This is a genomic window from Paraburkholderia sp. BL27I4N3 (assembly GCF_003386115.1).
Classification (GTDB): Bacteria; Pseudomonadota; Gammaproteobacteria; order Burkholderiales; family Burkholderiaceae; genus Paraburkholderia.
On record NZ_QREJ01000001.1, the window covers coordinates 1,682,944 to 1,707,049 of the forward strand.

A 24,106-nucleotide genomic window follows, 5' to 3' on the forward strand; every position below is an offset into this window, starting at 1 on the left:
CGTGATTCTCCTCAGGCAGCCTGCTTGCGGCGCCGGGTCAAATGCTCCACAAAAGCCTGCTTCAGCGCGGGCAACACTTGCAACGCATTGCCGACAATCCCGTAGTGTGCGAAATCGAAGATGGGTGCGTTCGGGTCGGTGTTGATCGCCACGATCACGTCTGCGCTTTCCATGCCCACGCGGTGCTGGATCGCGCCGGATATGCCGGCGGCAATGTAGAGCTTGGGCCGTACCGTCTTGCCGGTCTGTCCCACCTGGCGCTCCCCCTCGACCCAGCCGGCCTGCACACATGGCCGGGTCGCACCCACTTCGCCGCCGAGCACGTTCGCCAGTTCGAACGCCAGCTGGAAGTTCTCCGGGCTCTTCAACCCCTTGCCGCCGCTCACAATCACATCGGCATAGGGCAGGTTGATCCGGTTGCTGCTCGCATCCGGGATAAAGTCGAGCAGCCTCGTGACGATATCCGTCTCGATCATCCCCAGCGTTCCCGGGACGATGTTGCCGGTGCGTTCGGCGTCGCGCAGCGGCATCGGCATCACGCGCGGGCGCACCGTCGCCATCTGTGGACGGTACGCGAGCGTCATGATCGTGCACAGCAGCGAGCCGCCGAAGGTGGGGCGCGTCGCCGCCAGCGCCCGCGACGCAGGATCGATGTTGAGTTCAGTGCAATCGGCGGTCAGCCCGGTCAGCAGGGTCGTTGCTACGGAGCCGGCAAGGTCACGGCCCATCGACGTCGCGCCCAGCAGCAGGATCTCGGGCTGATGCTGGTGGACGAGGTCGGTGAGCCCTTTCGTGAACGGCTCGTTGCGATAGCCTTGCAAGACCGGGTCGTGGACGATGTACGCATCGTCCGCGCCGTAAGTGAAGGCTTCTGCGGCAAACTGTTCGAGCGGTTCATTCGCGCCGCCGAGCACCGCGATGCCCACTCGGCTGCCGAGCGTGTCGGCCAGTTTGCGCGCTTCACCGAGCAGTTCCCACGAGACGCTGTGCACGTGTCCACGGTCGTGCTCGATAAAGACCCAGACGCCTTTGTAGGCCTTCAGGTGTTCCGGCAGTTCGAGGATGCGTCCTGCGCGGCCGGCGGGTTTCTTCGCGGGGGCGGCGGGTGCGTTCATGACCCCTCCTTCATCAGCAGGTCAGCTTCCAAAGTAGGATGGCGCGTGAAGATCTTTTGCAGCAGGTTCACCAACACGTCGCAAAGACTCGATGCGTCGAGGTCGAGCATCTCCGCTTTCTCGCTGCGCGGCGTCGGTCCAAAGACTTTGCTGACCACTGTCGGCGAGCCCTTCAGACCGATCTTGCTGAGGTCTTCGATGCCGGCCTGTTCGCAGTTCCATTTGTGCACCGGATAGCCGGCCGCATGAATCATCGCGGGCAGCGTCGCAAAACGCAGTTCGTTGGTGTTCTCCAGCATTGTGATCAGGCACGGCAGCGCGGTCCTGAGCACGTGCACGCCGCCCTCGGCGCGGCGCTCGACGGTGATCGTGCGCGCATCGAGAGCGGTCTCGACGATGCGCGACACGTAGGTCAGCAATTGCAGCCCGAGGCGTTTGGCGATACCGGGGCCGACTTGCGCGGTGTCGCCGTCGATCGTCTGCTTGCCAGTGAACACGATGTCCACCGCCTGCTCCTTCGCGATCTGCTGGATACCCGCTGCCAGCGCGTACGACGTAGCGAGCGTATCCGCGCCAGCGAATGCGCGGTCGGTGAGCAGCACGGCGTCGTCCGCGCCGAAGCTGATGCACTTGCGCAGCGCTTCCTCGGCCTGCGGCGGGCCCATGCAAAGTAACGTGACCTTGCCGCCGAAGCGGTCCTTCAGCCGCAGCGCCTCTTCGAGTGAAAACAGGTCATACGGGTTGACGATCGCCGGAACACCTTGGCGCATGATCGTGTTGGTGACCGGATGAACGCGGATCTGCGTGGAGTCCGGGACCTGCTTGATGCAGACGACAATGTGCATGGTCTTAACGATGTGCATGGTCTTGCTCCACCTGTCAGGCAAGGGTGCGCGCGGGCAGCGACGCGCGCAGACTGTCGAGTGAAACGTGCTGCCGCCCATTTGTGTCCCGGAACACCTTGAACACTTTTTCCTGCGCCGGCGTGGAGGTGACGAAGTCGCCGTAAGCCTTGAGCAGCAGCGCGTGATATGACGCGAACAGCGCGCCTTCGTCGCTTTCCGGCAGCGCGTCCTGTTGCTGGATGTACTGAAAGAAGCGCTTGAGGATGTGTAGCCGACTCACGTTGACGATCTTCTGGTCGAACGGAATGCCGAAGAACTGCAGGAAGTCCTCGGCTGAGGACAGCGCCTTGAGTTGCTGGACAAAGCTTTTCATAGCGTTTACTCCTTGCAAGCGGATGAGGATAGATGCGGACAGAACGTCGGCTCGGCGAAGTACTTGTCGCAGGCGTCGCTGGTGGCGCACGGCGGCGTCGTGCCAGACTGATCGGGTTGCGCGACGCACTTCGTGAAGCGGACCACAGCGCCGTTCATGACAATTCTCCGACGGTGTAGCGCAACTCGATCAGGAAGCGATACAGGTCGGCGGCGCTGGGCGCTTGCTTGTGCTGGGTGGCATGGTGGCGGATACGGGGCAGCAGCAGCACGAGCAGCTTTTCACTGACGGGCAGGCCGAGCGCGTCATAAGCCTGGCGCACGCTTTGCGAACCCGAATGCTTGCCGAGCACGACCGAGCGTTCGCGACCGAGTTCGGCGGGATCGAAGCTCTCGTAGGTCGATGCATTCTTCGCGAGCCCGTCTGTGTGGATGCCGGACTCGTGCGTGAATACGCTGGCGCCGACAATGCTTTTGTTCAGCGCGACCGGGCGTCCTGAAGCCCGTTCGACAAGCCGAGAGATGCTCAATAGCGCGGTCGTGTCGACGCCGGTATTGCGACCCATGATATGGCGCACGCCCATCACGATCTCCTCCAGCGCGGCATTTCCGGCGCGTTCGCCGAGACCATTGACGGTGGTGTTGGAGTGGGTTGCGCCGGCGCGCAGTGCGGCAAGGGTGTTCGCGGTCGCGAGCCCGAGGTCGTTGTGCGCGTGGATTTCGATTTCCAGATCGACCGCGTCGTGCAATCGCGCAATCGCTTCATAGGTCGAAAAAGGATCGAGGACGCCGAGCGTGTCCGCAAAGCGGATGCGTTGCGCACCGCACTGTTGCGCGTGCCGCGCCACGTCGTCGAGGAACGAGGGGTCCGCGCGCGAGGCATCCTCCGCGCCCAGCGAAACCTTGCGGCCGCTTTTGACGGCGGCGCTGATCACGCGATTCACCTGCGCGAGCACCCATGAGCGCGGCTGGCGCAACTTGTGTTGAAGGTGGATATCGGAGACGGGAATCGACAGGTGAATGATGTCGGGATTGCAGCACAAGGCCGACGCCAGGTCCGCGTCGGTGAGACGGCCCCAGACCATCAGATCGGCGTCGAGATTCAGCGCGACGATGGTCCGGATGCAATCGATTTCCTCGGCACCCATTGCGGGGATACCGATTTCCAGTTCGGGTACCCCGGCGCTTGACAGCGCCTCGGCAATCGCGCATTTTTCGGCAACCGTGAATGCGACGCCAGCGGTCTGTTCGCCGTCGCGCAGTGTGGTGTCGTTGATGATCGGATTCGACACGGGAAGTGGTCCTTTAGGCATTTGATCATACCCATCGCAAGTACTGTGCCATGCACGGTTACTGCGAATAGCCGCTTGCCGCGGGGCTTCCCGGCGTTCGCTGGCGCTGTGATGAAGCGGTCCCAACGAAGACCTGTCGCGAATGTCCTGTTTCGAACAGCTAGGTGTAGCGAGGAACACGGCGCTGCAAAAAGCGATGGACGACGCGATGTGCGTGGTCAGCCAGGACGTGCGGACGCCATCGGTGCGATGCAAACGCTGTAGGGATTGGCTATCCATAGGAACGACGATGCCGGAAGATAAACAGAGGCAGCGGCTATCAGCGCGGCTATGCGCTCGCGGCGATGACCGCCATGGCGCTTGAAGAGGCCGCACAGCGCTAAGGACGCTTGCCCCCCAGTGCTCACGCGCGAGGTCGCGCGTATGTCACGGCGGTTCGATCGTCAGGTCGGCGTCGCGCAGCTTCACGCAGCACGCGAGACGCGATTGCACGTCAAGACCCCATGCACTGTCGAACTGGTTGTTCTCCTCGTCGTCAGGAGGCGCCAGTCAGTGAGATTGTCATGATTGTCTTACACGGAAAACGAACTGCCGCAGCCACAGTTGCTCTGCGCATTGGGGTTGTGAATGACGAAGCGCGAACCTTCCAGGCCGTCTTCGTAGTCGACGCGCGCGCCGAACAGGTATTGCTGGCTCATCGAATCGACCAGCAGCGTGACGCCGTCCGTGACGGTCTGCATGTCGTCGTCCACCACCTGGTCGTCGAACGCGAAGCCGTACTGGAAGCCCGAGCAGCCGCCGCCGGACACGTACAACCGCAGCTTCAGGTTGGGATTGCCTTCTTCCTCGATCAGCGAGGCCACTTTCGCAGCGGCCTGAGGCGTGAATTCGAGCAGGCCCGGCATGACGCCGGGTGTGGCGGAAGCCGGTTGGGCGAGCGTTTCCATGGAGGTTCCTCTCAGGCTTGAATGGACTCACTTCGGGTTGGATGAGCAGGTCGGTTGCTCGGCGAGTTGCAGGTCGTTGGCTACTGCGCCTCGAAGCGTCTGGCGCGGGCGAAAGTCGGACACGGCCGCCTTGATCGCGTCCTCGGCGAGAATCGAGCAGTGGATCGCGGTCGGCGGCGATGCCAGTTCCTCGACGAACTGATGCGTGCACAACGTCCCGGAGCGCATGCCGCGCTCGTGGACGCCGCTGTGCATTTGGCACGCGATCCGCACGCGCGGCCGGAGCCCCACATATAGCGCGCCGATGCCGTTGGGGCCGTAGATCTTGTGAGCCGGGAAAGACATCAGATCGACCGGCACTTGCCGGCGCCCGGGGCATCCACGTGCAGCAGGATGCCCCGGGCGCGGCAGAGCGCGCCGTTTGCAGCGATGTCCACGTGGCCGCTTTCCTGCACCGGCAACACTGTGACCTCGAAGCCTTCGCGATCAAGTTCGGGCATCGCGCCAAGCACCGACTGGTGCTCGGTCGTGAGCGTCACCAGGGGATTGCCTTTGGCGCGATGAAAGTGCGCGGCACCCTTGATCGCGAGGTTGTTCGATTCCGTCGCTTCGGAGGTCCAGACAATCTCGCGCGGGTCCGCGTTCACGAGCGAACTGGCCTGTTCGAGGGCCAGTTCAACCGCTTCTTCGGCGACCCAGCCATAGGCATGCGAACGGCTGGCAGGATTGCCGTACATGTCGATCAGGTAAGGCAGCATGCGTCTGATCACGCGCGGATCGACCGGCGTGGTGGTGGCATGATCCCGATACACGGGGTCGGCGCCGCGTGGATGAAGGCCGGTGCTGACGCGTTGGAAATCCGACATTGCAGGCTCCTGAAAGCGGGGGTAGTGCGACCTTCATTGCAACTTCCATGCCAGTGGATTTTCACGCTCTAGTGGCCTCGTTCAGCCGGTCCGGTGTTGTTTCGCTGTTGTTTTTGTGTCGATGCGCGCGACGAGCCCGGATTTTCGTCGTCCTTTTTGTCGGATTTGTCGTTGCGCACGCGGGATTGACATGCGCGATGGCTCAATCATCAGGCGTAGAAATGGGCTTACCTTAGACGCTGTGTCTTTGCGTTGATCTTGCGCTTTGCGCTGGTACATCGAAAGCGCGCAGCGCACGAAGAGGAAGTCAATGTGAACATGCAGGCGGCCGTTGCCCGGCAAGCGCTGGACGGTGTCTACGAGGCGAGCAAGACGCTGGTTTCGTCGCTCGATGTGGCAAAAGCCTTCCCGAGTCCCTGAACTATCTTGTGCGCACCATGGAGTGGCGGCGCGCCTTTGTGGTGCTGGCCGAACCGGACCGGCAACTGGGCGGCCTGAGCGCTACGGGTCTTTCGCGTGACGAGCAGCAGCGTCTTCAGTTCCGTCCCGGCGAAGGCACCGTCGGCCGCGCGTGAAAGAGCGGCATCGGGGTGATCGTGTCCAACGTGAATGATGAACCGTCGCTCCTGTTCGCATGGGTGGCGCGGACCAGATACCGGGGGCGTGCATCGCCATGCTAGCGACGCCGATCCACACCGACCGGCGCACTCTCGGCGTGCTCGCTGTCGATTGCGTGAACCCCGGTGCAAGCCGGCTGTTTGTCGATGACCTGCATCTGGTGATGATTGTCGCGACCCTGATGGGGGTAGACGTTGCTGCTCCAGCGCAGCGTATGCGCGGCGCACGATAGCATGCAGGATGACGTCAGGCGCATGCGGAAGGTGATCAAGCCCGCTTAACAGATCGACCAGGTAGTCGGTGTCTCGGCGGCGATCCAGGCAGTGTTCGCACAGATTCACCAGCTCGCCCCCGCGCGTACCATCGTGCTGCTGCACGGCGAGAGTGGCACTGGCAAGGAATTCATCGCGCGTGCGATCCACGACTTGTCGCCGCGTGGCAGCGAGTCGTTCGTCCGGGCAATTGCGCGGCGTTGATGGAGTCCTTGCGGGAAAGCGAGCTGTTCGGCGACGGGAAAGGCGCCTTCACCGGCGCGCAGGGGCCACAAGTAAGGGCCGCTTCGAACTGGCGGCGGTACGCTGTGCCTTGACGAGATCGGCGATATCGCGCCGTCGTTTCCGGCCTAGCTGTTGCGCGTGCTGCAGGAGCGCGAGTTCGAGCGTGTCGGCGGCATGACGCCGGTGAAGGTGGATGTGCGTCTGATTCTCGCGACCAATCGCAACCTTGAACGGATGGCGACGGCCGGCGAGTTGCGCTCGGATCTGTACTACTGTATCAACGTGGTCAGTATCGAGTTGCCGCCCCTGCGTGAGCGGCGAGAAGATATTCCGGCCAAGGCACAGCTTCTTGCCCGTTTCAACCGTGAAAACGCGCAGTCCATTCGCCTCGACGCGGAAGCGATGCGGGTGCTGATGAGATGCTACTGGCCGGGCAAAGTTCGTGAACTGGAGAACTGTGTCGAATGCAAGGCGACCATGACGCGTGACGGCGTGATCGACCGTTTCAAGTTCCTGTGTCAGGAGGACCATTATCTGACGAAGGTGCTGCACTACATCGAGCGCGAGGATGCGGTTCGTCCCGCGCCTCTGGGCGAAATGCCGATCGCTGAAGTGCCGTCGTCGCAGCCGCCGTACGGGCATCATGATCCGGATATGGCGTCGGCACCGGCTGTCTGGTGGGCAGCCCGGCCGCTGAGGCTGCCACTGATCTGGATCCGGCGGCGGACGACTGAACGTTCACGACATCGCAAGCCGGGGAAGCCGGAGGGTTAACGCGAACGATTGATCTGGTCGACGGAGCGCAGCGGCTCGGCCCAGGCGAAGGCGGCGCGCTTCCTGGGGATCACGCCCCGGCAGATAGGCTATGCGCTGCATACATCCTCTATTGAGGTTCACCGGTTCTGACCAGGATAGAGAATGCTTCGCCTACCCAGCTTGTGCGGGTCCATCTCGCTGGTTCGGCACATGCGTTCCAGGTCGTGTGAGATTTGTCGCAACACCGACACGACGCAACGAAATTGGAGGGATACGTCGCGCGCCGGGATCATACAGAACTGCGAAATATCCCCTAACACGTTGATCCTTGGCTTTCTTGTCGAGTGGCATGGATCTGGCTTTATGGCTTGCGCGCGGCCGCCGTCGGTTGCGAGGAGATATCCATGCAAGCGAGTTCAAATGCGAGCGACTTGCCCGCAGCGGCTTATATCGGCATCGGGCAGATTAAACCTCTCGGCGTGAAGATCGAAGACCCGTCCACCGGTGGCGGCTGCGGCGCGCACGGTGGCGAGGGTAAGGCCAGTTGCGGCGCGTCGGGCAGTCTCGACGACTTGCCGCCGGACATCTGGGAGAAGGTCAAGAATCACCCGTGCTACTCGGAAGAAGCCCATCATCACTTTGCGCGCATGCATGTGGCGGTGGCGCCGGCTTGCAACGTCCAGTGCAACTACTGCAACCGCAAATACGACTGCTCGAACGAGTCGCGTCCCGGCGTGGTCTCTCAGAAGCTAACGCCGCAACAGGCAGTGAAGAAGGTCGTGGCCATCGCAAGCGAGATTCCGCAGATGACGGTACTTGGCATTGCCGGTCCTGGTGATTCGCTGGCGAGCCCGAAGAAGACCTTCGAGACGGTCCGGATGCTGCAGGAACAGGCGCCGGACATCAAGCTGTGCCTGTCGACCAATGGCTTGGCATTGCCCGACCTTGTGGACGAAATCTGCAAGTACAACATCGACCACGTGACAATTACCATCAACATGGTCGACCCGGCGGTGGGCGAGCAAATCTATCCGTGGATTTTCTGGGAGCACAAGCGCGTGACCGGTTACGAAGCAGCCCGCATCCTTTATGACCGGCAGATGAAGGGTCTCGAGATGCTCACCGCACGCGGCGTGCTGACCAAGATCAACTCGGTGCTGATTCCCGGCATCAACGACGAGCACCTGATCGAGGTCAACCGCGAGGTGAAGAAACGCGGCGCGTTCCTGCATAACATCATGCCGCTGATCTCGGAGCCCGAACACGGCACTCACTTTGGCCTGAGCGGCCAGCGCGGGCCGACTGCGCAGGAACTCAAGGCCGTGCAGGACGCCTGCATGGGCGGCGCCAACCTGATGCGTCATTGCCGCCAGTGCCGCGCGGATGCGGTTGGCCTGCTCGGCGAGGACCGCAGCGAGGAATTCACGCTCGACAAGATCGAGCAGATGGAAGTGGTCTACGACCTCGACCGCCGCCGTGAATACCAGCAGCGCGTCGAAGCCGAGCGTCAGGCGCAGCACGACGCGAAGCAAGAAGCGCTGGCTGTCTCTCGCGAGATCGACGTCGCCGACGACATGAAGGTGCTGGTCGCGGTCGCAACGAAGGGCGGCGGCCGGGTCAACGAGCACTTCGGCCACGTCGCGGAGTTTCAGATCTTCGAGGTCTCGGCAGCCGAAGCGCTGTTCGGCGGCCATCGCCGGGTGGACCTGTATTGCCGGGGCGGTTATGGCGACGACGAGCAACTACCGTCGGTCGTGCGCGCGCTCCACGACTGCCACGCGGTGCTGGTCGCGAAGATCGGCGCCTGCCCGAAAGACGAACTGGCGCAAGCGGGCATCGAGCCGGTCGATCAGTACGTCGGCGAATTCATCGAAAAAGCGCTGCTTGCTTGGTTCAACGACTACCGCAGTCGCATCGCCAGCGGCGCCATCGTGCATCGGGACCGCGGCGATGCTTCAATCCGCCAGGGCGCTTACACCTCGTCAGCCTCAGCGGCGTGATATCCCACACCCTTCCAGACAGGACAACAGGAGAGCCTCCATGCCTCTGAAGATTATTGCGTCCACCTGTACGGGATGCTCGGCCTGCGAACCGGAATGCCCCAATGTCGCGATCAGCGAGAAAGGCGGCGTGTTCGCGATCGACCCCAAGAAATGCACCGAATGCGAAGGCCACTTCGACGACCCGCAGTGCGTCGCGGTGTGTCCCGTGGACGGCTGCATCGTTCAGGTTTGAGTCTGGCTCGTGGCCGGGCCGGCCATTCATCCAACAGGAGACTACGCATCATGCTGTCCAGCGTAACTGTTACGAGCGCCGCCGAGAAGTTCATGCGTCGTATCGTGGGCTTTTCGGGCCTGCCGGCTGGCGCCGGCTTTCGTCTGGTGGTGAGCGCCGGCGGCTGTTCCGGCCATACCGCGGAATTCACCGCCGAGCCGGCGCTACAACCAGGCGAACAGGAACTCGACATCAACGGCTTGCGCGTATTCCTGCCGGCTGAGAGCCGGCTGATGCTCGAAGGCATAACGATAGATTTCGCCGACACGCCAACCCAGTCCGGCTTGATCTTCTTCAATCCGAACCAGGCCGCTTGTGGTTGCAGCAGCAGTGCGGATTCGGCGCCGCCAGGCGTGGCGACCATCGATGTCAGCGCGATTGGCCGCGGACGGCCGCCGCTGCCGCGTCAGATTTCCTGAAGAGGAGCGATGGCGATGGAGTCCGGCGACCGTGCCCTCGACGACGCAATGACCGCGTTTGCGCAGAGCGCGATTGGCGGCGGCTTGCCGTCAGGCGTCAATGCATTGATCGCCGAGGCGGGTCGGTTGCGCGAGCGCCCCGATGAGGCGCTCGCGCTGTTGCAACGCGCCCGCGCCGCCGCGCCGCGCCATCCGGTGCCGTTGATCGCGCTGTACCGCTTTTACTTCTACGGCCATAAATTGGCGCAGGCGCGTGCGATCGGCGAAGACGCGCTGGCGGTCGCCCGCACCGCGCTGGGCTCAGATTTCGGCGAGGAACCGCTTGCGGCCGCGAACGTGACCACGCGTTATGACGCGGCCGCGCGTTTTTATCTGTTCACACTGAAGGGCCTCGTGTACCTCAACATGCGTCTCGGCGACTTTGAAGAAGCGCGCATGCTACTGCGCGAATTGCGCCGGCTCGATCCCGAAGACCGGGTGGGGGGCGCGCTGCTTTCGCATGTCTTGGATCGTCATGAGACCGGCGCCGGGTCCGACGATGCAATGGATGCGCTGAGTGCGTATCCGACGCGCGGCTGGACGGGGACGCAACCATGAGCGTACAGAACGTGCGCGTACCAGTCGGCGACATTGTACCGCGCCACTGGCAGGGCGGCCCGCTCGACTGCACCGGCTGCGGCTACGTGCGGTTCCGCGAGTTGCCGGCGGAGCACGGTTGCGGGCCAGGGCACGCGTGCATGCAGGATGCGTACGCGCGCCGCGTCGAGCGCTTCTTTCACTGGCATCCTGAACTGGCCAACGAGCAGCTTGCGCATCCGTACTTCGAGGTGCGCGCAATCGCCGCGAGTCACGCCGATGTGTTTTGTCTGCCTGCATTGCTCGGCGATCCGGACGAGATGGTCCGGCTGCAGCTCGCGTTGCGATTGCCGCAGGCGCAACTGGCGCGCCTGATCCACGATCCGCATCGCGAGGTGCGGATTCGCGTGGCGCAGCGCGTGTCGCCTGCTGCATTGGTCGGCATGCGGGGCGATTCCGACTACGGCGTGCGCGAGTGGGTGGCGCAGCGTCTGCCGCTCGCGCTGCTGCCGCAGATGATCGGCGACCCTGATCGCGTAGTCCGGATGCGACTGGCCGAGCGTCTTGAGATGCCCGCGCTGCTGCGTATTGCCGACGACAGCGAGGCCGAGGTACGCCGCATCGTCGCTGAGCGTCTGCCCGCGACGCTGCTATCGCGCCTCGCGTTCGATCCCGATTGGCGAGTGCGCTGGGAAGTCGCGCGGCGCGCCGCTGGCGAAATCGTGGCGTCGCTGGTGAATGACGCGGACGAAGAGGTGCGCGCGCTCGCGCGGCGGCGCCGGCAGTCGGGCGAGGTCGCGAACCTGATGACCACCGGACAAACGCAACGATCAGCAGGAGCGAAGCATGGCTGACATCAACCGCGACGACGACCTGATTGAGGTCGCGTTTCCCCCGCGCTTCAACTACGGCGAGCGCGTGATCGCACGCTCGGTTATCCGCAACGACGGTACGTACAACGGCAAGGACATCGGCGAAGTGCTGGTGAACAAGGGCGAGATCGGCTACGTCACCAGCATCGACACCTTCCTTCAGCAGTTCTATATCTACGCGGTGGATTTCGTCGAGAGCGGCCACCGTGTCGGCATGCGCGCGAAAGAGCTATGTACGCTCGACAACCTGCCGGACGACGTGCTGCAAGGCCTGGGCGAGCGGGCCGAAGCGCTGCACAAGATCGGCACGCGGGTCCAGCCGGAAACGTCGCAACCGCAGGAGCCGTCAGCATGAGTATCGAACCGGTTCAGCCTGCTTATCAGTGGGGCATGCGCGTGATCGCGCTGGATGACCTGTGCAACGACGGCAGCTTTCCGGAGCGCGGCCAGGACGATTGTCTGGCCGAGGCGGGTACGGTCGGCGAAATCGTCAACGTCGGCCAGGTGGTTGAGAGCGGCGAGCCAGTCTATCTGGTGGATTTCGGCAACTGTGTCGTCGGATGCAAGGGGAATGAAATTGCGCCCGCGCCCGCCGGCCTGCTACCTGAAGAAGGAGCCATGTCATGACGGTTCAGGCGAGTGCGCCAGAAGCGGCGGCGCCGCGCGACGGTTTGCGCGCGAGCCGCCCGTTCGACCTGACCCAGCGCCAGATCGAGCAAGCGTTGCGCGAGCGTACCCGCTACCACTATGTGCTGCCGCGCGTGCTGCGCGATGGGCAGGGGTTCCGTGTCGAGAGCCCGTGCTGCTCCCGCAATGTCGACGCGAATGGCGGGCTGATCGACATAGCCTGGCTCACGCGCGATGAAGACGGTATGTGGCACCTGAGCGCGCGCGATCATGCGTCGCACCGATGGATGCCCCAGCATGAGAGCACCGGTCTGGCCGAGCTGCTGGACACGCTGTGCATCGATCGCGAATGCGTGTTCTGGCCGTGAAGCAAACTAACGGAGCCCGGCGATGATCTATCTCGACCACAACGCGACCATGCCGCCAGCCTCCGCCGTGGCGCAGGCGATGCTGTCCATCCTGACGGATGCGTGGGGCAACGCGTCGTCGCAGCATGCCGTCGGGCAGCAGGCGAAGGGCGCGCTCGCTGCGGCCCGCGCGACGATCGCGCGAGCGCTCGGTTGCAAGCCCGCAGAGTTGATCTTCACCAGCGGCGCCACCGAAGCCAATCACCTGGCCGTGTGCTGGCTGCACGCGGCGCCGCCGGGGGGGCGGCACTGTGGCGTATTCAGCGCGATCGAACATGCAGCGCACCTGAAGCTGGCGCGAGCGCTGGCTGCACGCGGCGTTGCGGTCGACTACATCGCCGTGCGGCCCGACGGGACGCTGGACCTCGACAGTGTCGCCGCGCTGATTGGACCTGACGTCGGGGTGGAATCGCTGATGGCGGCCAACAACGAGACGGGCGTATTGATGCCGGTCGCCGAAGTACGCGATCTCGTGCATTCGGCCGGCGCGCGCCTCCATGTCGATGCGACGCAGTTCACCGGCAGGCTGCCGTTCCATTTCGCGCAGAGCGGGGTCGATGCGGTGTCGCTGTCGGCGCACAAGCTGCGCGGGCCGAAGGGCATCGGTACGCTCCTCGTGCGCCACGGCGTGACGCTGGTGCCGCAGGTGCAGGGCAGCAAGGAACGGCATCGACGCGGCGGCACCGAGAACCTGCCGGCCATCGCCGGCTTTGCAGCGGCGCTCGAGCGTATCAGCGACGTAGCGAGCGAAGCGGCGCGCGTGGCCGCGCTGCGTGACGCACTGGAGCAGGGGCTGCGGTGCGCACTGCCGGCCGTCCACGTGTTTTCGGCGCAGGCATCGCGTCTGCCCGGCACCAGCTACCTGCGTTTCGGCGAGGTTCCTGCCGAGGTCGTGTTGCAGCGCATCGAGCTGCCGGGCGTTGCCGCGTCGTCAGGCTCGGCATGCTCGTCTGGCGGCAGCGAGCCGTCGCACGTGCTTGCCGCGATGGATGTGCCGCGCGATGAGACGCTGGCGGCGGTGCGTCTGTCGCTCGCGAAACCACTACGGCGCAGGACATTGAGTACGTGCTCGCCTATCTGCCGCCGTTGCTTCGTCCACTGCTGGAGGAAGCAGCGCATCCCGCTTGAACGTGGTTTGAACCTGTCATCAATCTCCGGAGTCCGAAACCATGAAAGTCATGATCCGCAAGGACAGCAAGGGCGCGCTGAGCGCCTACGTGCCAAAGAAGGACCTGGAGGAGCCCATTGTCGCGATGGCGCAGCCCGGGATGTGGGGCGGTCTCGTCACGCTCGCGAACGGCTGGCAACTCGAATTGCCCGCGATGGCCGACGATACGCCGCTGCCCATCACGGTCGAAGCGCGGCGCATTGCGGGCGTGGAGGAGTGAGATGACCCTGAACGCCGAGCAATTGGACTTCGCGGCGGACCTGCTCCGCACGGCACCGACGCTACGCGACGCCGCCACGCAATGGCACGAACGTTATCCCGAGGTGCTCACAATGCATGTCAGCGCAGCGGTGATGCGCGACGATATAGCAGCGCTTCGGTTCGGTGTGCGCAGTATCTATTTCGCGATGTCGGCCGGGCATTGCAGGTCCATCACGCAGCGGCCTGAAGAGGCCGATGCGTTGATCCTGACCGAGGACGGGGCGCATGGAAATCGATGAGATCGCGCTGAGCGAACCGGCTTGCGCGGCGCGCGAGATCGATTTCGTCAACGCTGTGCTGCAATCTTCGCGTTGGAGCGACGGGCCGATGCTTGATTCGTTCGAGCGCGCGTTTGCGGGCTGGGTTGGCCGGGAGTATGCGGTCGCGGTCGCGAGCGGCACGCTCGCGACCTGGATTGCGTTGCGCGCGATGGGGATCGGCCCGGGAGACGAGGTGGTCTGCGCGTCGCACACCTGGCATCAGGTGGCGCAGGCGATCACGCTGGCGGGAGCCATGCCGGTGTTCGCCGACATCGACTACTGGAGCGGTTGTCTGAGCGCCGAAAAAGCCGCGCAGAAGATCGGCCCTCGCACGCGCGCGATCCTCGCCGGCAATACCAACGGCCACCCGGCCGCGTGGGCGCTGCTGCGCGAACTGGCCGACGCGCAGCGCTTGCGGCTGATCGAAGACAGTACCGAGGCGTTGGGCTCGCGCTACCGGGGCCGCAACGTCGGCTGTTTCGGCGACGTATCAGTGTTCGACTTCTCCAGCCCGTCCGCGCTGTGCACAGGAGCGGGCGGCATGCTCGTCACCGACGATGACGAACTCGTCCATGAACTGCGCTATCTGCGCGAGCGGCGCGTCACGGACCGCGCGTCCGTCTCGGTCGGCTCGTGGGTGCCGCTGCAGGCGGGCATCAGTGATCTGACCGCCGCGCTCGGTCTCGCGCAACTGGCCGAACTCGACACGCGCCTCGCGCAGCGAAAGCAGGTCGAGACCTGGTATCACGAAGAGATGCAAAGCTTCGAAGGGATCAAGCCAGCCTACCTGGCAGAGGACGTCGAAGAAGTGCACAGGATGCTCTATGTTGTGCATTTGGGCAAACGTTTTACGCAGAGCGCGCGCGCCCAGATGATCGACGACATGAAATCTTGCGGCATTGAGACGGTGGCCTACAGCCATCCGCTGCATCAGCAGTTCCACTACTTGAACGCGGGCGATGCGATCGGCCGCAAGAGCGGCCTGTTGCCCGACACCGAGCGCATCGGCGATCGCGCGCTGGCGCTGCCGCTGCACACGCTACTCGACACCGACCAGGTCAAGTACATCGTCAAGACGCTGAAAGACACCGCGACCAACGTGGGCGCCGGCGCTGCCATTTATCTGTGAGCCGCACTCCATGACCGTTTCAGTCCAGACCATCGCCGAACGCCTGTGTGCGGGCGGCGTCATTCCGTACCTGGGACCGGCGCTGCTCGCGCTGTGCCCCGATACGGCCGCCCCTGCCACGCCGCTCGCGCTCGCCGAAATCATCACGGCCAAGGTCAGCGTGCTGTACAAGATCCGCACCCGGCTGACCCAGGCGGCGCAGTTCATCGAAAACTTCAAGCATCGCAAGTCGCTGGTGAGCGTCATGAATGAGGCCTTCGCCATGACGTCGACGCCGTCGGCACTGCATTGCGCGCTGGCGGCGATGGGCGCCGGGCTGGTTGTCGACAGCTGGTACGACGACACCTTCGCCTGCGCGCTGGCGCAGTCGCGGCCGCAGGGCGGCTGGGCGCAGTTGCAGGGGCTGTCGCAGGCCGAGCATTTCGGCCATTGGTTCGCGGCCTATAGCGCAGACGGCGCGTTGCTGGATGCCGTGCCGGCCTCGGGCGCGCTGCTCTACAAGCCGATTGGCGGCCATGCGCCGGCCTCTAACTACCTGGTCTCTGACAGCGACTTCGTCGAAGTCATGACCGAGATCGATATCCAGACGCCCATTCCGCCCGCCGTGCAGGCGTGGCGCCGCGGTCGAAGTTTTTTGTTTCTGGGCTGCCGTTTTGACGACCAGCTCACACGCAGCTTCGCGCGCCAGATCATGAAGCGCTCCTCCGACATGCACTGGGCCGTGCTGCCCGACGAACCGACGCGTATGGAGGCGCGCTTTCTCGAAGAGCAGGGCATCACGTGCATCGCGATGCCGCTGGGCGGGTTCGCCGAAGCGTTGGTGGATGCCTTGCAACCCACACTGGCCGCGTGAAGCGTGGCCGCTAGCCAGCGTTCTTTATCCGTAGCCTTCTATCAAGATCGCCATCATGACCACATTGACCGTACTGCCTTCGGGCAAGACCTACGACGTTGCCGTCGGCGCGACCCTGCTGCAGGCACTGCTCGCCGCAGGCGAGAGCATCGAGCACAAGTGCAACGGCAAGGCCGACTGCGGATCGTGCCGCCTGTTCGTACAGGAAGGGCGCAAGAGCCTGCCGAAGATCCAGCGGCTCGAAAACGACAAGCTCGATACGCTCGTCGGCATCGGCTCCAAGTCGCGCCTCGCCTGTCAAGTCGTGCTGGCCGAAGAGCCGGTGACCATCGAACTGCTGACTTCGTCTGAGCGGCGAGATGACCGCGGTCGAATCGCTGGTGGTCGACGTGGCCATCGTCGGCGCGGGTCTATGCGGCGTCGCGCTGGCGCGCGCACTGCACGCTCAGGACGTTTCCGTCGTTGTCATCGAAGCGCGCGAGCGCGTGGGCGGCCGTGCTGACGCAACATTGCTAAGCCACCGGTCAGACGCTGGGTCTAGGTCCGGCCTGGTTCTGGCCTGATGCCGAGCCGCGCATCGGCGCGCTGCTCGACGAACTCGAACTGGGTATGCCGAGCGTGCGGCAGCACGACCCCGGCGATGCACTTTGGCTCACCGACCCGAACCGCGAACCGCAGCGGCGCGAGGGGCCGCTTGAGACGCATGCCGGGGCGCGCCGCATCGCAGGCGGGACGGCGCGTCTGGTCGTGCTGCGCTGCCGGCAGCCTGCGTGCGGACCAGCAGCGCGTTACTGATGCTGCGTGACCGCGGCGCCTGGCTTGAACTGCAAACACGAAGTAGCGCTGCGACACGCGTGCTGCGTGGCCGCCGGGCGGTACTCGCGTTGCTGCAGCGGCTGGGGGCGGAGCATGTCAGGTTCGATCCGCCGCTGCCCGCGCTGCTTGCTGACGCGCTCGCGGCCACACCGACCCTGCTGAGCGCGGAGCTGGCGTTCAACAACACGTCGTGCGCGTTGTCAGAACTTCCCTGACGAGCACCAGCCGGACGCGGCGCTGCTACGTGCGATCGCGCTCGAATTGAACTCGCGTCTCATGCATGCCTGTCCGGACATCGATCCTGCGGCGGTGCCGGCACGACCCGCAGCGCCGCTATCGAAACCAGCGCGCGGCTGACGATCATCGAGCAGGCCGGCACGGCCGCGATGATCCTGACCGAAGGCGTGGATCCGGGTAGCGTCGAGATACGGCAGATGCCCTTCGCGCGTTCCGGCAGGCAGTCGGCGGTGGCCTGTTCCAGCGTGCCGGCCACATGACGACGGTGAGTCTGAGTGCCATCGGGTAGGCGCCCCTCGAAGTTCACATGCATCGACAGCGCGATTCCCCGTTCGGCTTAGCGCAGCAGCTTGCAGCGCTCGGCCGGCGAATAGTTGCTGAGGTGCCCTTCGCGGGCCGCCTGACGCCGCGCGAAGGAGATGATCGCGCGGCTCTTGCCGGGCGAGGCCGGCGCGCTGACCTGCTGCGCGATTCCCCGTTCGGCTTAGCGCAGCAGCTTGCAGCGCTCGGCCGGCGAATAGTTGCTGAGGTGCCCTTCGCGGGCCGCCTGACGCCGCGCGAAGGAGATGATCGCGCGGCTCTTGCCGGGCGAGGCCGGCGCGCTGACCTGCTTGTCCAGCGCGGTGCCGCCGCATTGCGGGCAGACGGGCGTGTGGCCGGCGCGCACCAGCGTTTCGAATGCGTGGCCGCAGGCCGCGCAGCGGTAGTCGTACAGGGGCATGGTGATCCGATCTCCGTTTCAGGTGGATGGGGCGCAGCGGATCGCGCGTTGGTGCGAGCTGTGGTCTGTCATTGCGGCGCAGTCTTCGAGCAGCATGTCCGGGGCCGGTGCGTGCGCGCCGAGCCCGATCCAGGTGTACACCAGGGCCGCATTGGAGCCGACCATGCGGCGCTCGTCGCATTGCATCAGCGACCGGCGGAACAGCAGCGGCTCGGCCAGCAACAGCGTCAGCGCTACATTGGCGTCGATCGTTTCCGGCACCACTTCGCTCGACTTGATGCGCGGTGCCGCGCGTTTGAACCACTCGCTGATCGGCCGCGGCGCCATGAAGGCCCTGCAGCGTGCGGCGGTCCAAGGCCAGCTCAGTAGGTTGCACACGTCGAGCGTGTGGCCGGCCATGCGCAGCAGGGCTTTCTGGCGCGCATTGCCGGAGCAGCCGGGTTTTTGTAGATGGTGATGTGGGCCCATTGCCGGGGTTCTCAGGTTTGACGCAGCAGTTGCAGGCAGTCGAGGCTGGCCGCCATGTCGATGGCAGTGAAGTCGTCCTGGTAATGCACAGCCGGATCGGCGCCCAGTCCGAGCAGCGTGCGCACTTAACAACGGAACGGAACACTCACTGCGCTCGCTAGAACTTCATCCCAACGCCTGGCCCCAGTACTAGCGGGTCGATGTCCAGTCGGCCCAACGAACTGCCGCCGACCGAGGCATCCGTGTGCATTCAGATCTTCTTGATATCCGCGTTGAGAAAGACGGTCTTCGTGATCTGCACGTCGGCGCCAGCATGCACCGCCGGACCGAAGCTGCTGCGTGACACCTCGGGTGCCTTCTGGGCCCGCGCTCAGGCCGTCGTTGTAGAAGTACGTGTAGTTGACCCCCGCGCCGACATACGGTCGGATCATGCCAGCATGGTTGAGGTGATATTGCAGCAGTGTCGGTGGTAGCACGTTCACGCCACCCAGATCGCAAAGACCAGACGTCACGTGTTGCCGCGAGGTACCGAGAATCAGCTCGACGCCGTTCGCATCGCGGATCATATAGATCAGGTTCAACTCCGGCACGAGTGCGTTATTGACACCCATGCCGAGCGACGACAACGTGCCGCTCGCGTGTACTTCCGGCTCGATCGAGATGGCACGCAAACGCACGAGTAAGTCACCGGCGTGGGTCCCGTCCGCCGGCACCGCGCCTGCCATCGTGCTTCCGTTCGCGCTTACGTCATTCGCGTATGCCCGTACTTCGAACAAACCGGTAGCGCACAGGCTTGCCACGATCATCACGGCGTTAATCATGTGCTTCATCGCTTTGCCCTTGTTGACGTATGCGGGGAATTGTCGACGCGCAAATCAGGGTGGCCCTTGCGCAGGATCAACCGGTCCCGAGCCCGAAGTCAAGATGCGACATCGGGTCACGCGTCGGAATGTCGAGATAGCGGGAGCCTTGAGGCCGGACTATTGGCCTTCACCCGCATTGACCGGTACCCAGCCGGCTGCCGGTCGAACGCGGAATTGCCCTATCGCCTGACGATGCGTTGCGTCGGGAGGTGATCATGACGCTCATGTGCAGCGTGCCGCTGAATTTCGCGGCGATCTCGCTAGCGCATCAGATCGACTTCGTCCGCTATTTCTCAAGTGAGCTTACTGCCCTGGAACCATACCGGGAGGCGGGACTGGTGAGCATCGATGGAAACGGCATCTCGATTGCCCCAAAAGGCCGGTTCTTCGTGCGCGCAGTGGCCATGGTGTTCGACGGTTATCTGGAGCGACCCTCGAGCGCGTCCTGGTCAAAACTGATCTAGCGGCACGACGGCGGTGGCTGGCGCAAACAACGCGACGGGGCGTGTTCGTCGAACTCCGAAATAGCAACGCCAGGGTGCGTATTCGCTGATCCGGATCAGATTGTCCCGCGCATCGAGAATGCTGCGAGCGTTGCATTACCCGCAAACCGCACCGTCAGCAAGGTGTTCCCCTGTTCACACGGACGCCGTAAAGTCTGTCCTTCGTTCCGCGCCACGTGCCCCGTTGCGACCCTCGATTGCCAGATCGAGGCCATCCCTCGCAGCCTGGCTCTGCTTCAGTTCAGCCATGAAGACATGGGCAATCGCCTGATTTAGCCCGCGCACTGCGTCAGTGCACCGCACCCCGCCGCTTTGTTCATCCTTGATCGGCATCAATCACAAAGCTGGCAGGTTGTTGGACCATGACGCTGCGAGTGTGATGCCGCATGCGTCAAGCGAGCTTCAGGTCAAAGCTGCCACAACCCAGATTAACTACCATGATAGACAGAAAAGCCTTAAGGAAACGGTCGATAGCCATCGTCACAACATTGAGCGCCTGTCTATCGGGATGTGATCTGACTGTGCTTGATCCAAAAGGGAGCGTGGGCGCGGCCGAGAAGTCGCTGATCGCCACCGCCACGTGGGCGATGCTGATCGTCGTGATCCCGGTGATCCTGCTGACGTTGTTCTTCGCGTGGCGCTACCGTGCGTCGAACCGTCACGCGGTCTATGCACCCAAATGGGCGCACTCGACGGCGATCGAGATCGCCGTCTGGACGATCCCCACCCTGATCATCCTGTACCTCGGTATCCTGACGTGGCGCACCACGCATGAGCTCGACCCGTACCGGCCGCTGCAGTCGAGCGTGAAGCCGATCGATGTCGAGGTGGTCGCGCTCGACTGGAAGTGGCTCTTCATCTACCCGGACCTCGGCATTGCGTCGGTGAACCAGCTCGCCGTGCCAGTCGATACGCCGGTGAATTTCCGGATCACGTCGGACTCGGTGATGAACTCATTCTTCATCCCGCAACTCGGCACCCAGGTGTATGCAATGGTCGGCATGCAGACCCGTCTGCACCTGATCGCGGATGCACCGGGAAATTTCGAAGGCATGTCCGCCAACTTCAGCGGCAAGGGATTCGCCGACATGAAATTCCGCACGCTTGCGACGAGCCCCACCGACTTCGACGCATGGGTGCGGAAGGTCAAGGCTTCGCCGGACCGCCTGAGCATGGACGAATACGCCGAAGTCGCGAAGCCGAGCGAGAAGCAGTCGGTACGCTACTTCTCATCGATCGACCAGCACCTGTTCCGCAACATCGTTGCCCGATACAACAACGGCAACGTCACGGCCTTCCGCGACGCCGCATGTCGCACACAGACCACGGAGTAAGCCATGTTTGGAAAACTCACGCCCGGCGCGATTCCGTTCGATCAGCCGATCATCATGGGCGCGGCCGCGTTCATGGCGCTCATCGTGCTGGCGGTCATCGCCACGCTCACGAAGCTCTGCCGCTGGAAGTGGCTCTGGACCGAGTGGCTGACAAGCGTCGATCACAAGAAGATCGGCATCATGTACATCATCGTCGCGGTGCTGATGCTCATGCGCGGTTTTGTCGACGCCGTAATGATGCGGCTTCAGCTCGCGATCGCGTTTCACGGCCCCGGTTACCTGCCGCCGCACCACTACGACCAGATATTCACCGCGCACGGTGTCATCATGATTTTCTTCATGGCTATGGCGCTGATGGTCGGCCTCTTCAATCTTGTCGTGCCGCTGCAGATCGGCGCGCGCGACGTCGCCTTCCCGTTCCTGAATTCGCTGAGCTTCTGGATGACGGCGATCAGCGCGATCCTGATCAATCTGTCGCTCGTGATCGGCGAGTTCGCGCAGGTAGGCTGGCTCGCGTATCCACCGCTGTCGGAGCTGCAGTTCAGTCCCGGCGTCGGGGTCGACTACTACATCTGGAGTCTGCAGCTCTCCGGCGTCGGCACGCTGATTACCGCGATCAACTTCTTCGTTACGATCGTCACGCTGCGCGCGCCCGGCATGACGCTGATGAAGATGCCGGTGTTCACGTGGACCGCGCTGTGCTCGAACGTGCTGATCATGGCAACGTTCCCGATCCTAACCGTGACGCTCGCACTGCTCGGCCTCGACCGCTACGCAGGCATGCACTTTTTCACAAATGAGCTCGGCGGCAACGCGATGGTGTACCTGAACCTGATCTGGGCGTGGGGCCACCCGGAGGTGTACATCCTCGTGCTGCCCGCGTTCGGCATCTACTCGGAAGTGATCGCGACGTTTGCGAAGAAACCGCTGTTTGGCTACAGAACGATGGTCTACGCGTCGTGCGCGATCACGGTGCTCGCATTCCTCGTGTGGGCGCACCACTTCTTCACGATGGGTTCCGGCGCGGACGTTAACGCGTTCTTCGGCATTATGACGATGGTCATCGCGATCCCCACGGGCGTGAAAATCTTCAACTGGCTGTTCACGATGTACCGCGGTCGCATCGAGTTCACCGCACCCGTGCTGTGGACGATCGGCTTCATGGTCACGTTCACGATCGGCGGCATGACGGGCGTGATGATGGCGATCCCGGGCGTGGACTTCGTGCTGCACAACAGCCTGTTCCTGATCGCGCACTTTCACAACGCGATCATAGGCGGCGTCGTGTTCGGCTATCTCGCAGGCTTCCATTACTGGTTCCCGAAGGCGTTCGGCTTCAAGCTTAACGAGAAGCTCGGCAAGCGGGCGTTCTGGTGCTGGTTCGTCGGCTTCTACGTGTCGTTCGTGCCGCTCTACGTGCTCGGCTTCATGGGCATGACCCGGCGCCTGAATCACTACGACAATCCGACCTGGCATCCCTGGCTGTTCGTCGCGGCATGCGGCGTGGTGCTGATCGCACTCGGTGTCGTGCACCAGATCGCCCAGGTCGTCGTGAGCGTGATCCATCGCAACGAGCCGGAATACGGCGACCTGACGGGCGACCCGTGGAACGGCCGCACGCTCGAATGGGCCACCGCGTCGCCGCCCGCTGTCTACAACTTCGCGCGCATACCGGTCGTCCACCAGCTCGACGCGTTCGCGCACATGAAGGAGAGCGGCGCAGCAAATGCCGCACTGGCGCATTACGAGGACATCCACCTACCGTCGAACACCGCGGACGGGTTCCTGATCGGCGCATTCAGCCTCGTGCTCGGCTTCGCCGGCGTCTGGCACATCACGTGGCTCGCCGTGCTGGCCTTCGTCGCGATCGTCGCCGCGCTGATCGCGCGTAGCTTCCGCGACGACCATGGCTACGTGATTCCGGCCTCGCGCGTGCGCGAAATCGAAGCACGACGCGGCAGCGCACCCACCCCGGCCGACTTTGAATTGCCCGAATCTGCGGAGACCTGATCCATGACGCAATCTGCATTACTCGTCCATCACGGCAGGTCGAGCGCTGACCACGGCCCAACGCCCACCGTGTTCGGCTTCTGGCTGTACCTGATGACCGACTGCATGCTGTTCGCGTCGCTGTTCGCCGTGTTCGCCGTAATGGCGCACCAGTTCGCGGGTGGCGCGTCCGGACGGGACCTGTTCGACATCCCGGGTGTCGCACTTGAAACCGGCGCGCTGCTGCTGAGCAGCACCACCTACGGCTTCGCGGTGCTCGGCGCGCAGCGCCAGGGGCGTGGTGCCGTGATCGGCTGGCTCCTCGTGACGTTCGTGCTTGGCGCGCTGTTCCTCGCGTTCGAGCTGCGCGAGTTCTCGCACCTGGTCGCCAACGGTGCTGGGCCCAGTCGCAGCGCCTTCCTGTCGTCGTTCTTCACGCTGGTTGGCACCCACGGCCTGCACGTGACAGCCGGCCTCGTCTGGATGGCCGTGCTCGTCGTGCAGGTCGTCCGCTCGCCTGAACTGTCCGGTCGCGACCTCACGAGTCTGACATGCTTGAGCCTCTTCTGGCACTTCCTCGACATCGTGTGGATCTGCGTGTTTTCGTTTGTCTATCTCGGGAGCATGCTCTAAATGGTCCATTCACACTCGACGTCCACGATCGCCTCGCGTGGTGACGTCGCCGGTTATATCACCGGTTTCGTGCTCGCCGTGCTGCTGACGGCTGGCTCATTCTCGATCGTCGCGCAACGGTTGCTGCCGTCCGGCTCCGCGATTATGGCGCTCGCGTTGCTGGCGTTCGTGCAGATCGTCGTGCAACTGGTGACGTTCCTGCATCTCGACCTGTCGCGCGGCCAGCGCTGGAACGTGCTGGCGTTATGCTACACCGCGCTCGCCGCGCTGTTCCTGATCTTCGGCACGATCTGGGTGATGCACAATGTCAGCATGAACATGATGTCGCGCTGACTCCCCGCCAGCGCGAAACGGTCTGGTCACATCATCGCGGACACGCCATGCAGCC

Annotated in this window: 27 protein-coding genes and 8 pseudogenes; 22 read left to right on the forward strand and 13 right to left on the reverse strand. The window is 63.7% G+C overall.

The annotated features are described in order from the left end of the window. Positions 1-11 precede the first annotated feature (11 nt). From B0G71_RS07640 to B0G71_RS07670, 8 genes and pseudogenes are all read right to left on the reverse strand, one after another. Entirely contained in the window at positions 12-1,115 is a 1,104-nt protein-coding gene (locus B0G71_RS07640) for an electron transfer flavoprotein subunit alpha/FixB family protein (RefSeq protein ID WP_116140802.1), read from the reverse strand. Further along, the gene (locus tag B0G71_RS07645) at positions 1,112-1,960 is read right to left on the reverse strand and encodes an electron transfer flavoprotein subunit beta/FixA family protein (protein ID WP_105512141.1); all 849 of its coding nucleotides are present in this window, start codon (positions 1,958-1,960) and stop codon (positions 1,112-1,114) included. Before B0G71_RS07645 ends, B0G71_RS07640 begins: the two co-directional genes overlap by 4 nt. Positions 1,961-1,994: 34 nt before the next feature. Further along, entirely contained in the window at positions 1,995-2,333 is a 339-nt protein-coding gene (gene nifW, locus B0G71_RS07650; RefSeq protein ID WP_105512130.1) for a nitrogenase stabilizing/protective protein NifW, read from the reverse strand. 154 nt (positions 2,334-2,487) lie between these two features. Then, positions 2,488-3,624, reverse strand: a complete 1,137-nt coding sequence (gene nifV / locus B0G71_RS07655; protein ID WP_105512129.1) for a homocitrate synthase — start codon at positions 3,622-3,624, stop codon at positions 2,488-2,490. Between the two features lie 426 nt (positions 3,625-4,050). Then, positions 4,051-4,173, reverse strand: a pseudogene (locus tag B0G71_RS41905) (2Fe-2S ferredoxin); the annotation flags it as partial. A 23-nt stretch (positions 4,174-4,196) separates the two neighbouring features. Further along, positions 4,197-4,571, reverse strand: coding sequence for an iron-sulfur cluster insertion protein ErpA (gene erpA, locus B0G71_RS07665; protein WP_116140804.1), 375 nt, complete (start codon positions 4,569-4,571; stop codon positions 4,197-4,199). Positions 4,572-4,598: 27 nt separating this feature from the next. Beyond that, complete coding sequence (locus B0G71_RS42620; RefSeq protein ID WP_258875753.1) at positions 4,599-4,784, reverse strand: iron-sulfur cluster assembly scaffold protein; 186 nt, start codon at positions 4,782-4,784, stop codon at positions 4,599-4,601. After that, positions 4,764-5,437: pseudogene (locus B0G71_RS07670) on the reverse strand (aminotransferase class V-fold PLP-dependent enzyme); the annotation flags it as partial. The pseudogene B0G71_RS07670 and the gene B0G71_RS42620, both read right to left, overlap by 21 nt. Positions 5,438-5,755: 318 nt before the next feature. Here B0G71_RS07670 and B0G71_RS07675 point away from each other — a divergent pair. The 17 genes and pseudogenes from B0G71_RS07675 (at position 5,756) to B0G71_RS07760 (ending at position 17,185) form a co-directional block, all read left to right on the forward strand. Next, a pseudogene (locus B0G71_RS07675) lies at positions 5,756-7,458 on the forward strand (sigma 54-interacting transcriptional regulator). A 254-nt stretch (positions 7,459-7,712) separates the two neighbouring features. Further along, positions 7,713-9,308, forward strand: a complete 1,596-nt coding sequence (gene nifB / locus B0G71_RS07680) for a nitrogenase cofactor biosynthesis protein NifB (RefSeq protein WP_116140806.1) — start codon at positions 7,713-7,715, stop codon at positions 9,306-9,308. Between the two features lie 40 nt (positions 9,309-9,348). Beyond that, on the forward strand, positions 9,349-9,543 hold the full coding sequence (locus B0G71_RS07685; RefSeq protein ID WP_026226294.1) for a 4Fe-4S binding protein: 195 nt from the start codon (positions 9,349-9,351) through the stop codon (positions 9,541-9,543). A gap of 50 nt (positions 9,544-9,593) precedes the next feature. Further along, entirely contained in the window at positions 9,594-10,001 is a 408-nt protein-coding gene (locus tag B0G71_RS07690; protein WP_116140807.1) for an iron-sulfur cluster assembly accessory protein, read from the forward strand. A gap of 15 nt (positions 10,002-10,016) precedes the next feature. Continuing rightward, positions 10,017-10,598: a hypothetical protein gene (locus B0G71_RS07695; protein ID WP_116140809.1), complete on the forward strand. Its 582-nt coding sequence runs from the start codon at positions 10,017-10,019 to the stop codon at positions 10,596-10,598. After that, positions 10,595-11,431, forward strand: a complete 837-nt coding sequence (locus tag B0G71_RS07700; RefSeq protein WP_116140811.1) for a 4Fe4S-binding leucine-rich repeat protein — start codon at positions 10,595-10,597, stop codon at positions 11,429-11,431. Before B0G71_RS07695 ends, B0G71_RS07700 begins: the two co-directional genes overlap by 4 nt. After that, entirely contained in the window at positions 11,424-11,804 is a 381-nt protein-coding gene (locus B0G71_RS07705) for a nitrogen fixation protein NifZ (protein WP_027193760.1), read from the forward strand. Before B0G71_RS07700 ends, B0G71_RS07705 begins: the two co-directional genes overlap by 8 nt. Next, complete coding sequence (locus B0G71_RS07710) at positions 11,801-12,076, forward strand: nitrogen fixation protein NifZ (protein ID WP_116140813.1); 276 nt, start codon at positions 11,801-11,803, stop codon at positions 12,074-12,076. Before B0G71_RS07705 ends, B0G71_RS07710 begins: the two co-directional genes overlap by 4 nt. Beyond that, positions 12,073-12,444 carry a hypothetical protein gene (locus tag B0G71_RS07715; protein WP_116140815.1) on the forward strand — a complete coding sequence of 124 codons (372 nt, stop codon included), beginning with the start codon at positions 12,073-12,075 and terminating at the stop codon, positions 12,442-12,444. The genes B0G71_RS07710 and B0G71_RS07715 overlap by 4 nt, the downstream gene beginning before the upstream one ends. A 22-nt stretch (positions 12,445-12,466) precedes the next feature. Further along, positions 12,467-13,611, forward strand: a pseudogene (locus tag B0G71_RS07720) (cysteine desulfurase family protein). Positions 13,612-13,652: 41 nt separating this feature from the next. Next, positions 13,653-13,871, forward strand: coding sequence for a putative nitrogen fixation protein NifT (gene nifT / locus B0G71_RS07725; RefSeq protein WP_007177241.1), 219 nt, complete (start codon positions 13,653-13,655; stop codon positions 13,869-13,871). A gap of 1 nt (position 13,872) precedes the next feature. Further along, positions 13,873-14,151 carry a hypothetical protein gene (locus tag B0G71_RS07730; protein WP_116140817.1) on the forward strand — a complete coding sequence of 93 codons (279 nt, stop codon included), beginning with the start codon at positions 13,873-13,875 and terminating at the stop codon, positions 14,149-14,151. Beyond that, complete coding sequence (locus B0G71_RS07735; RefSeq protein ID WP_116140819.1) at positions 14,138-15,301, forward strand: DegT/DnrJ/EryC1/StrS aminotransferase family protein; 1,164 nt, start codon at positions 14,138-14,140, stop codon at positions 15,299-15,301. The genes B0G71_RS07730 and B0G71_RS07735 overlap by 14 nt, the downstream gene beginning before the upstream one ends. 10 nt (positions 15,302-15,311) lie before the next feature. Beyond that, a complete protein-coding gene (locus B0G71_RS07740; protein WP_116140821.1) occupies positions 15,312-16,154 on the forward strand; it encodes an SIR2 family protein in 843 nt (280 codons plus the stop codon). Between the two features lie 55 nt (positions 16,155-16,209). Beyond that, positions 16,210-16,497, forward strand: a pseudogene (locus tag B0G71_RS07745) (2Fe-2S iron-sulfur cluster-binding protein); the annotation flags it as partial. 16 nt (positions 16,498-16,513) lie between these two features. Next, positions 16,514-16,717 (forward strand): FAD-dependent oxidoreductase, encoded by a 204-nt coding sequence (locus B0G71_RS41910; RefSeq protein WP_116117460.1) that lies wholly within the window; start codon positions 16,514-16,516, stop codon positions 16,715-16,717. Between the two features lie 231 nt (positions 16,718-16,948). After that, a complete protein-coding gene (locus tag B0G71_RS07760; protein ID WP_116140825.1) occupies positions 16,949-17,185 on the forward strand; it encodes a hypothetical protein in 237 nt (78 codons plus the stop codon). 59 nt (positions 17,186-17,244) lie between these two features. Here the strand turns inward: B0G71_RS07760 and B0G71_RS07765 are convergent, their stop codons facing one another. From B0G71_RS07765 to B0G71_RS07785, 5 genes and pseudogenes are all read right to left on the reverse strand, one after another. Then, entirely contained in the window at positions 17,245-17,520 is a 276-nt protein-coding gene (locus tag B0G71_RS07765) for a hypothetical protein (protein ID WP_147308663.1), read from the reverse strand. Positions 17,521-17,544: 24 nt separating this feature from the next. Continuing rightward, positions 17,545-17,670 (reverse strand): annotated as a pseudogene (locus tag B0G71_RS41915) (zinc ribbon domain-containing protein); the annotation flags it as partial. Positions 17,671-17,691: 21 nt separating this feature from the next. Next, positions 17,692-17,928 carry a zinc ribbon domain-containing protein gene (locus B0G71_RS07775; protein ID WP_105512117.1) on the reverse strand — a complete coding sequence of 79 codons (237 nt, stop codon included), beginning with the start codon at positions 17,926-17,928 and terminating at the stop codon, positions 17,692-17,694. Positions 17,929-17,946: 18 nt separating this feature from the next. Beyond that, positions 17,947-18,396, reverse strand: coding sequence for a hypothetical protein (locus tag B0G71_RS07780; RefSeq protein WP_116140829.1), 450 nt, complete (start codon positions 18,394-18,396; stop codon positions 17,947-17,949). Between the two features lie 157 nt (positions 18,397-18,553). Further along, positions 18,554-19,226: pseudogene (locus B0G71_RS07785) on the reverse strand (OmpW/AlkL family protein). A gap of 185 nt (positions 19,227-19,411) precedes the next feature. On the opposite strand from B0G71_RS07785, the pseudogene B0G71_RS07790 reads away from it, so the two are divergent. The 5 genes and pseudogenes from B0G71_RS07790 to cyoD form a co-directional block, all read left to right on the forward strand. Beyond that, positions 19,412-19,723: pseudogene (locus tag B0G71_RS07790) on the forward strand (oxygen-independent coproporphyrinogen III oxidase); the annotation flags it as partial. Between the two features lie 476 nt (positions 19,724-20,199). Then, positions 20,200-21,096 (forward strand): ubiquinol oxidase subunit II, encoded by an 897-nt coding sequence (cyoA, locus tag B0G71_RS07800; RefSeq protein ID WP_164862356.1) that lies wholly within the window; start codon positions 20,200-20,202, stop codon positions 21,094-21,096. Positions 21,097-21,099: 3 nt separating this feature from the next. Next, positions 21,100-23,106 carry a cytochrome o ubiquinol oxidase subunit I gene (cyoB, locus tag B0G71_RS07805; protein WP_116140833.1) on the forward strand — a complete coding sequence of 669 codons (2,007 nt, stop codon included), beginning with the start codon at positions 21,100-21,102 and terminating at the stop codon, positions 23,104-23,106. Between the two features lie 3 nt (positions 23,107-23,109). Then, complete coding sequence (gene cyoC, locus B0G71_RS07810) at positions 23,110-23,718, forward strand: cytochrome o ubiquinol oxidase subunit III (RefSeq protein WP_116117454.1); 609 nt, start codon at positions 23,110-23,112, stop codon at positions 23,716-23,718. Continuing rightward, a complete protein-coding gene (gene cyoD / locus B0G71_RS07815; RefSeq protein WP_116140835.1) occupies positions 23,719-24,051 on the forward strand; it encodes a cytochrome o ubiquinol oxidase subunit IV in 333 nt (110 codons plus the stop codon). Positions 24,052-24,106: the final 55 nt, after the last annotated feature.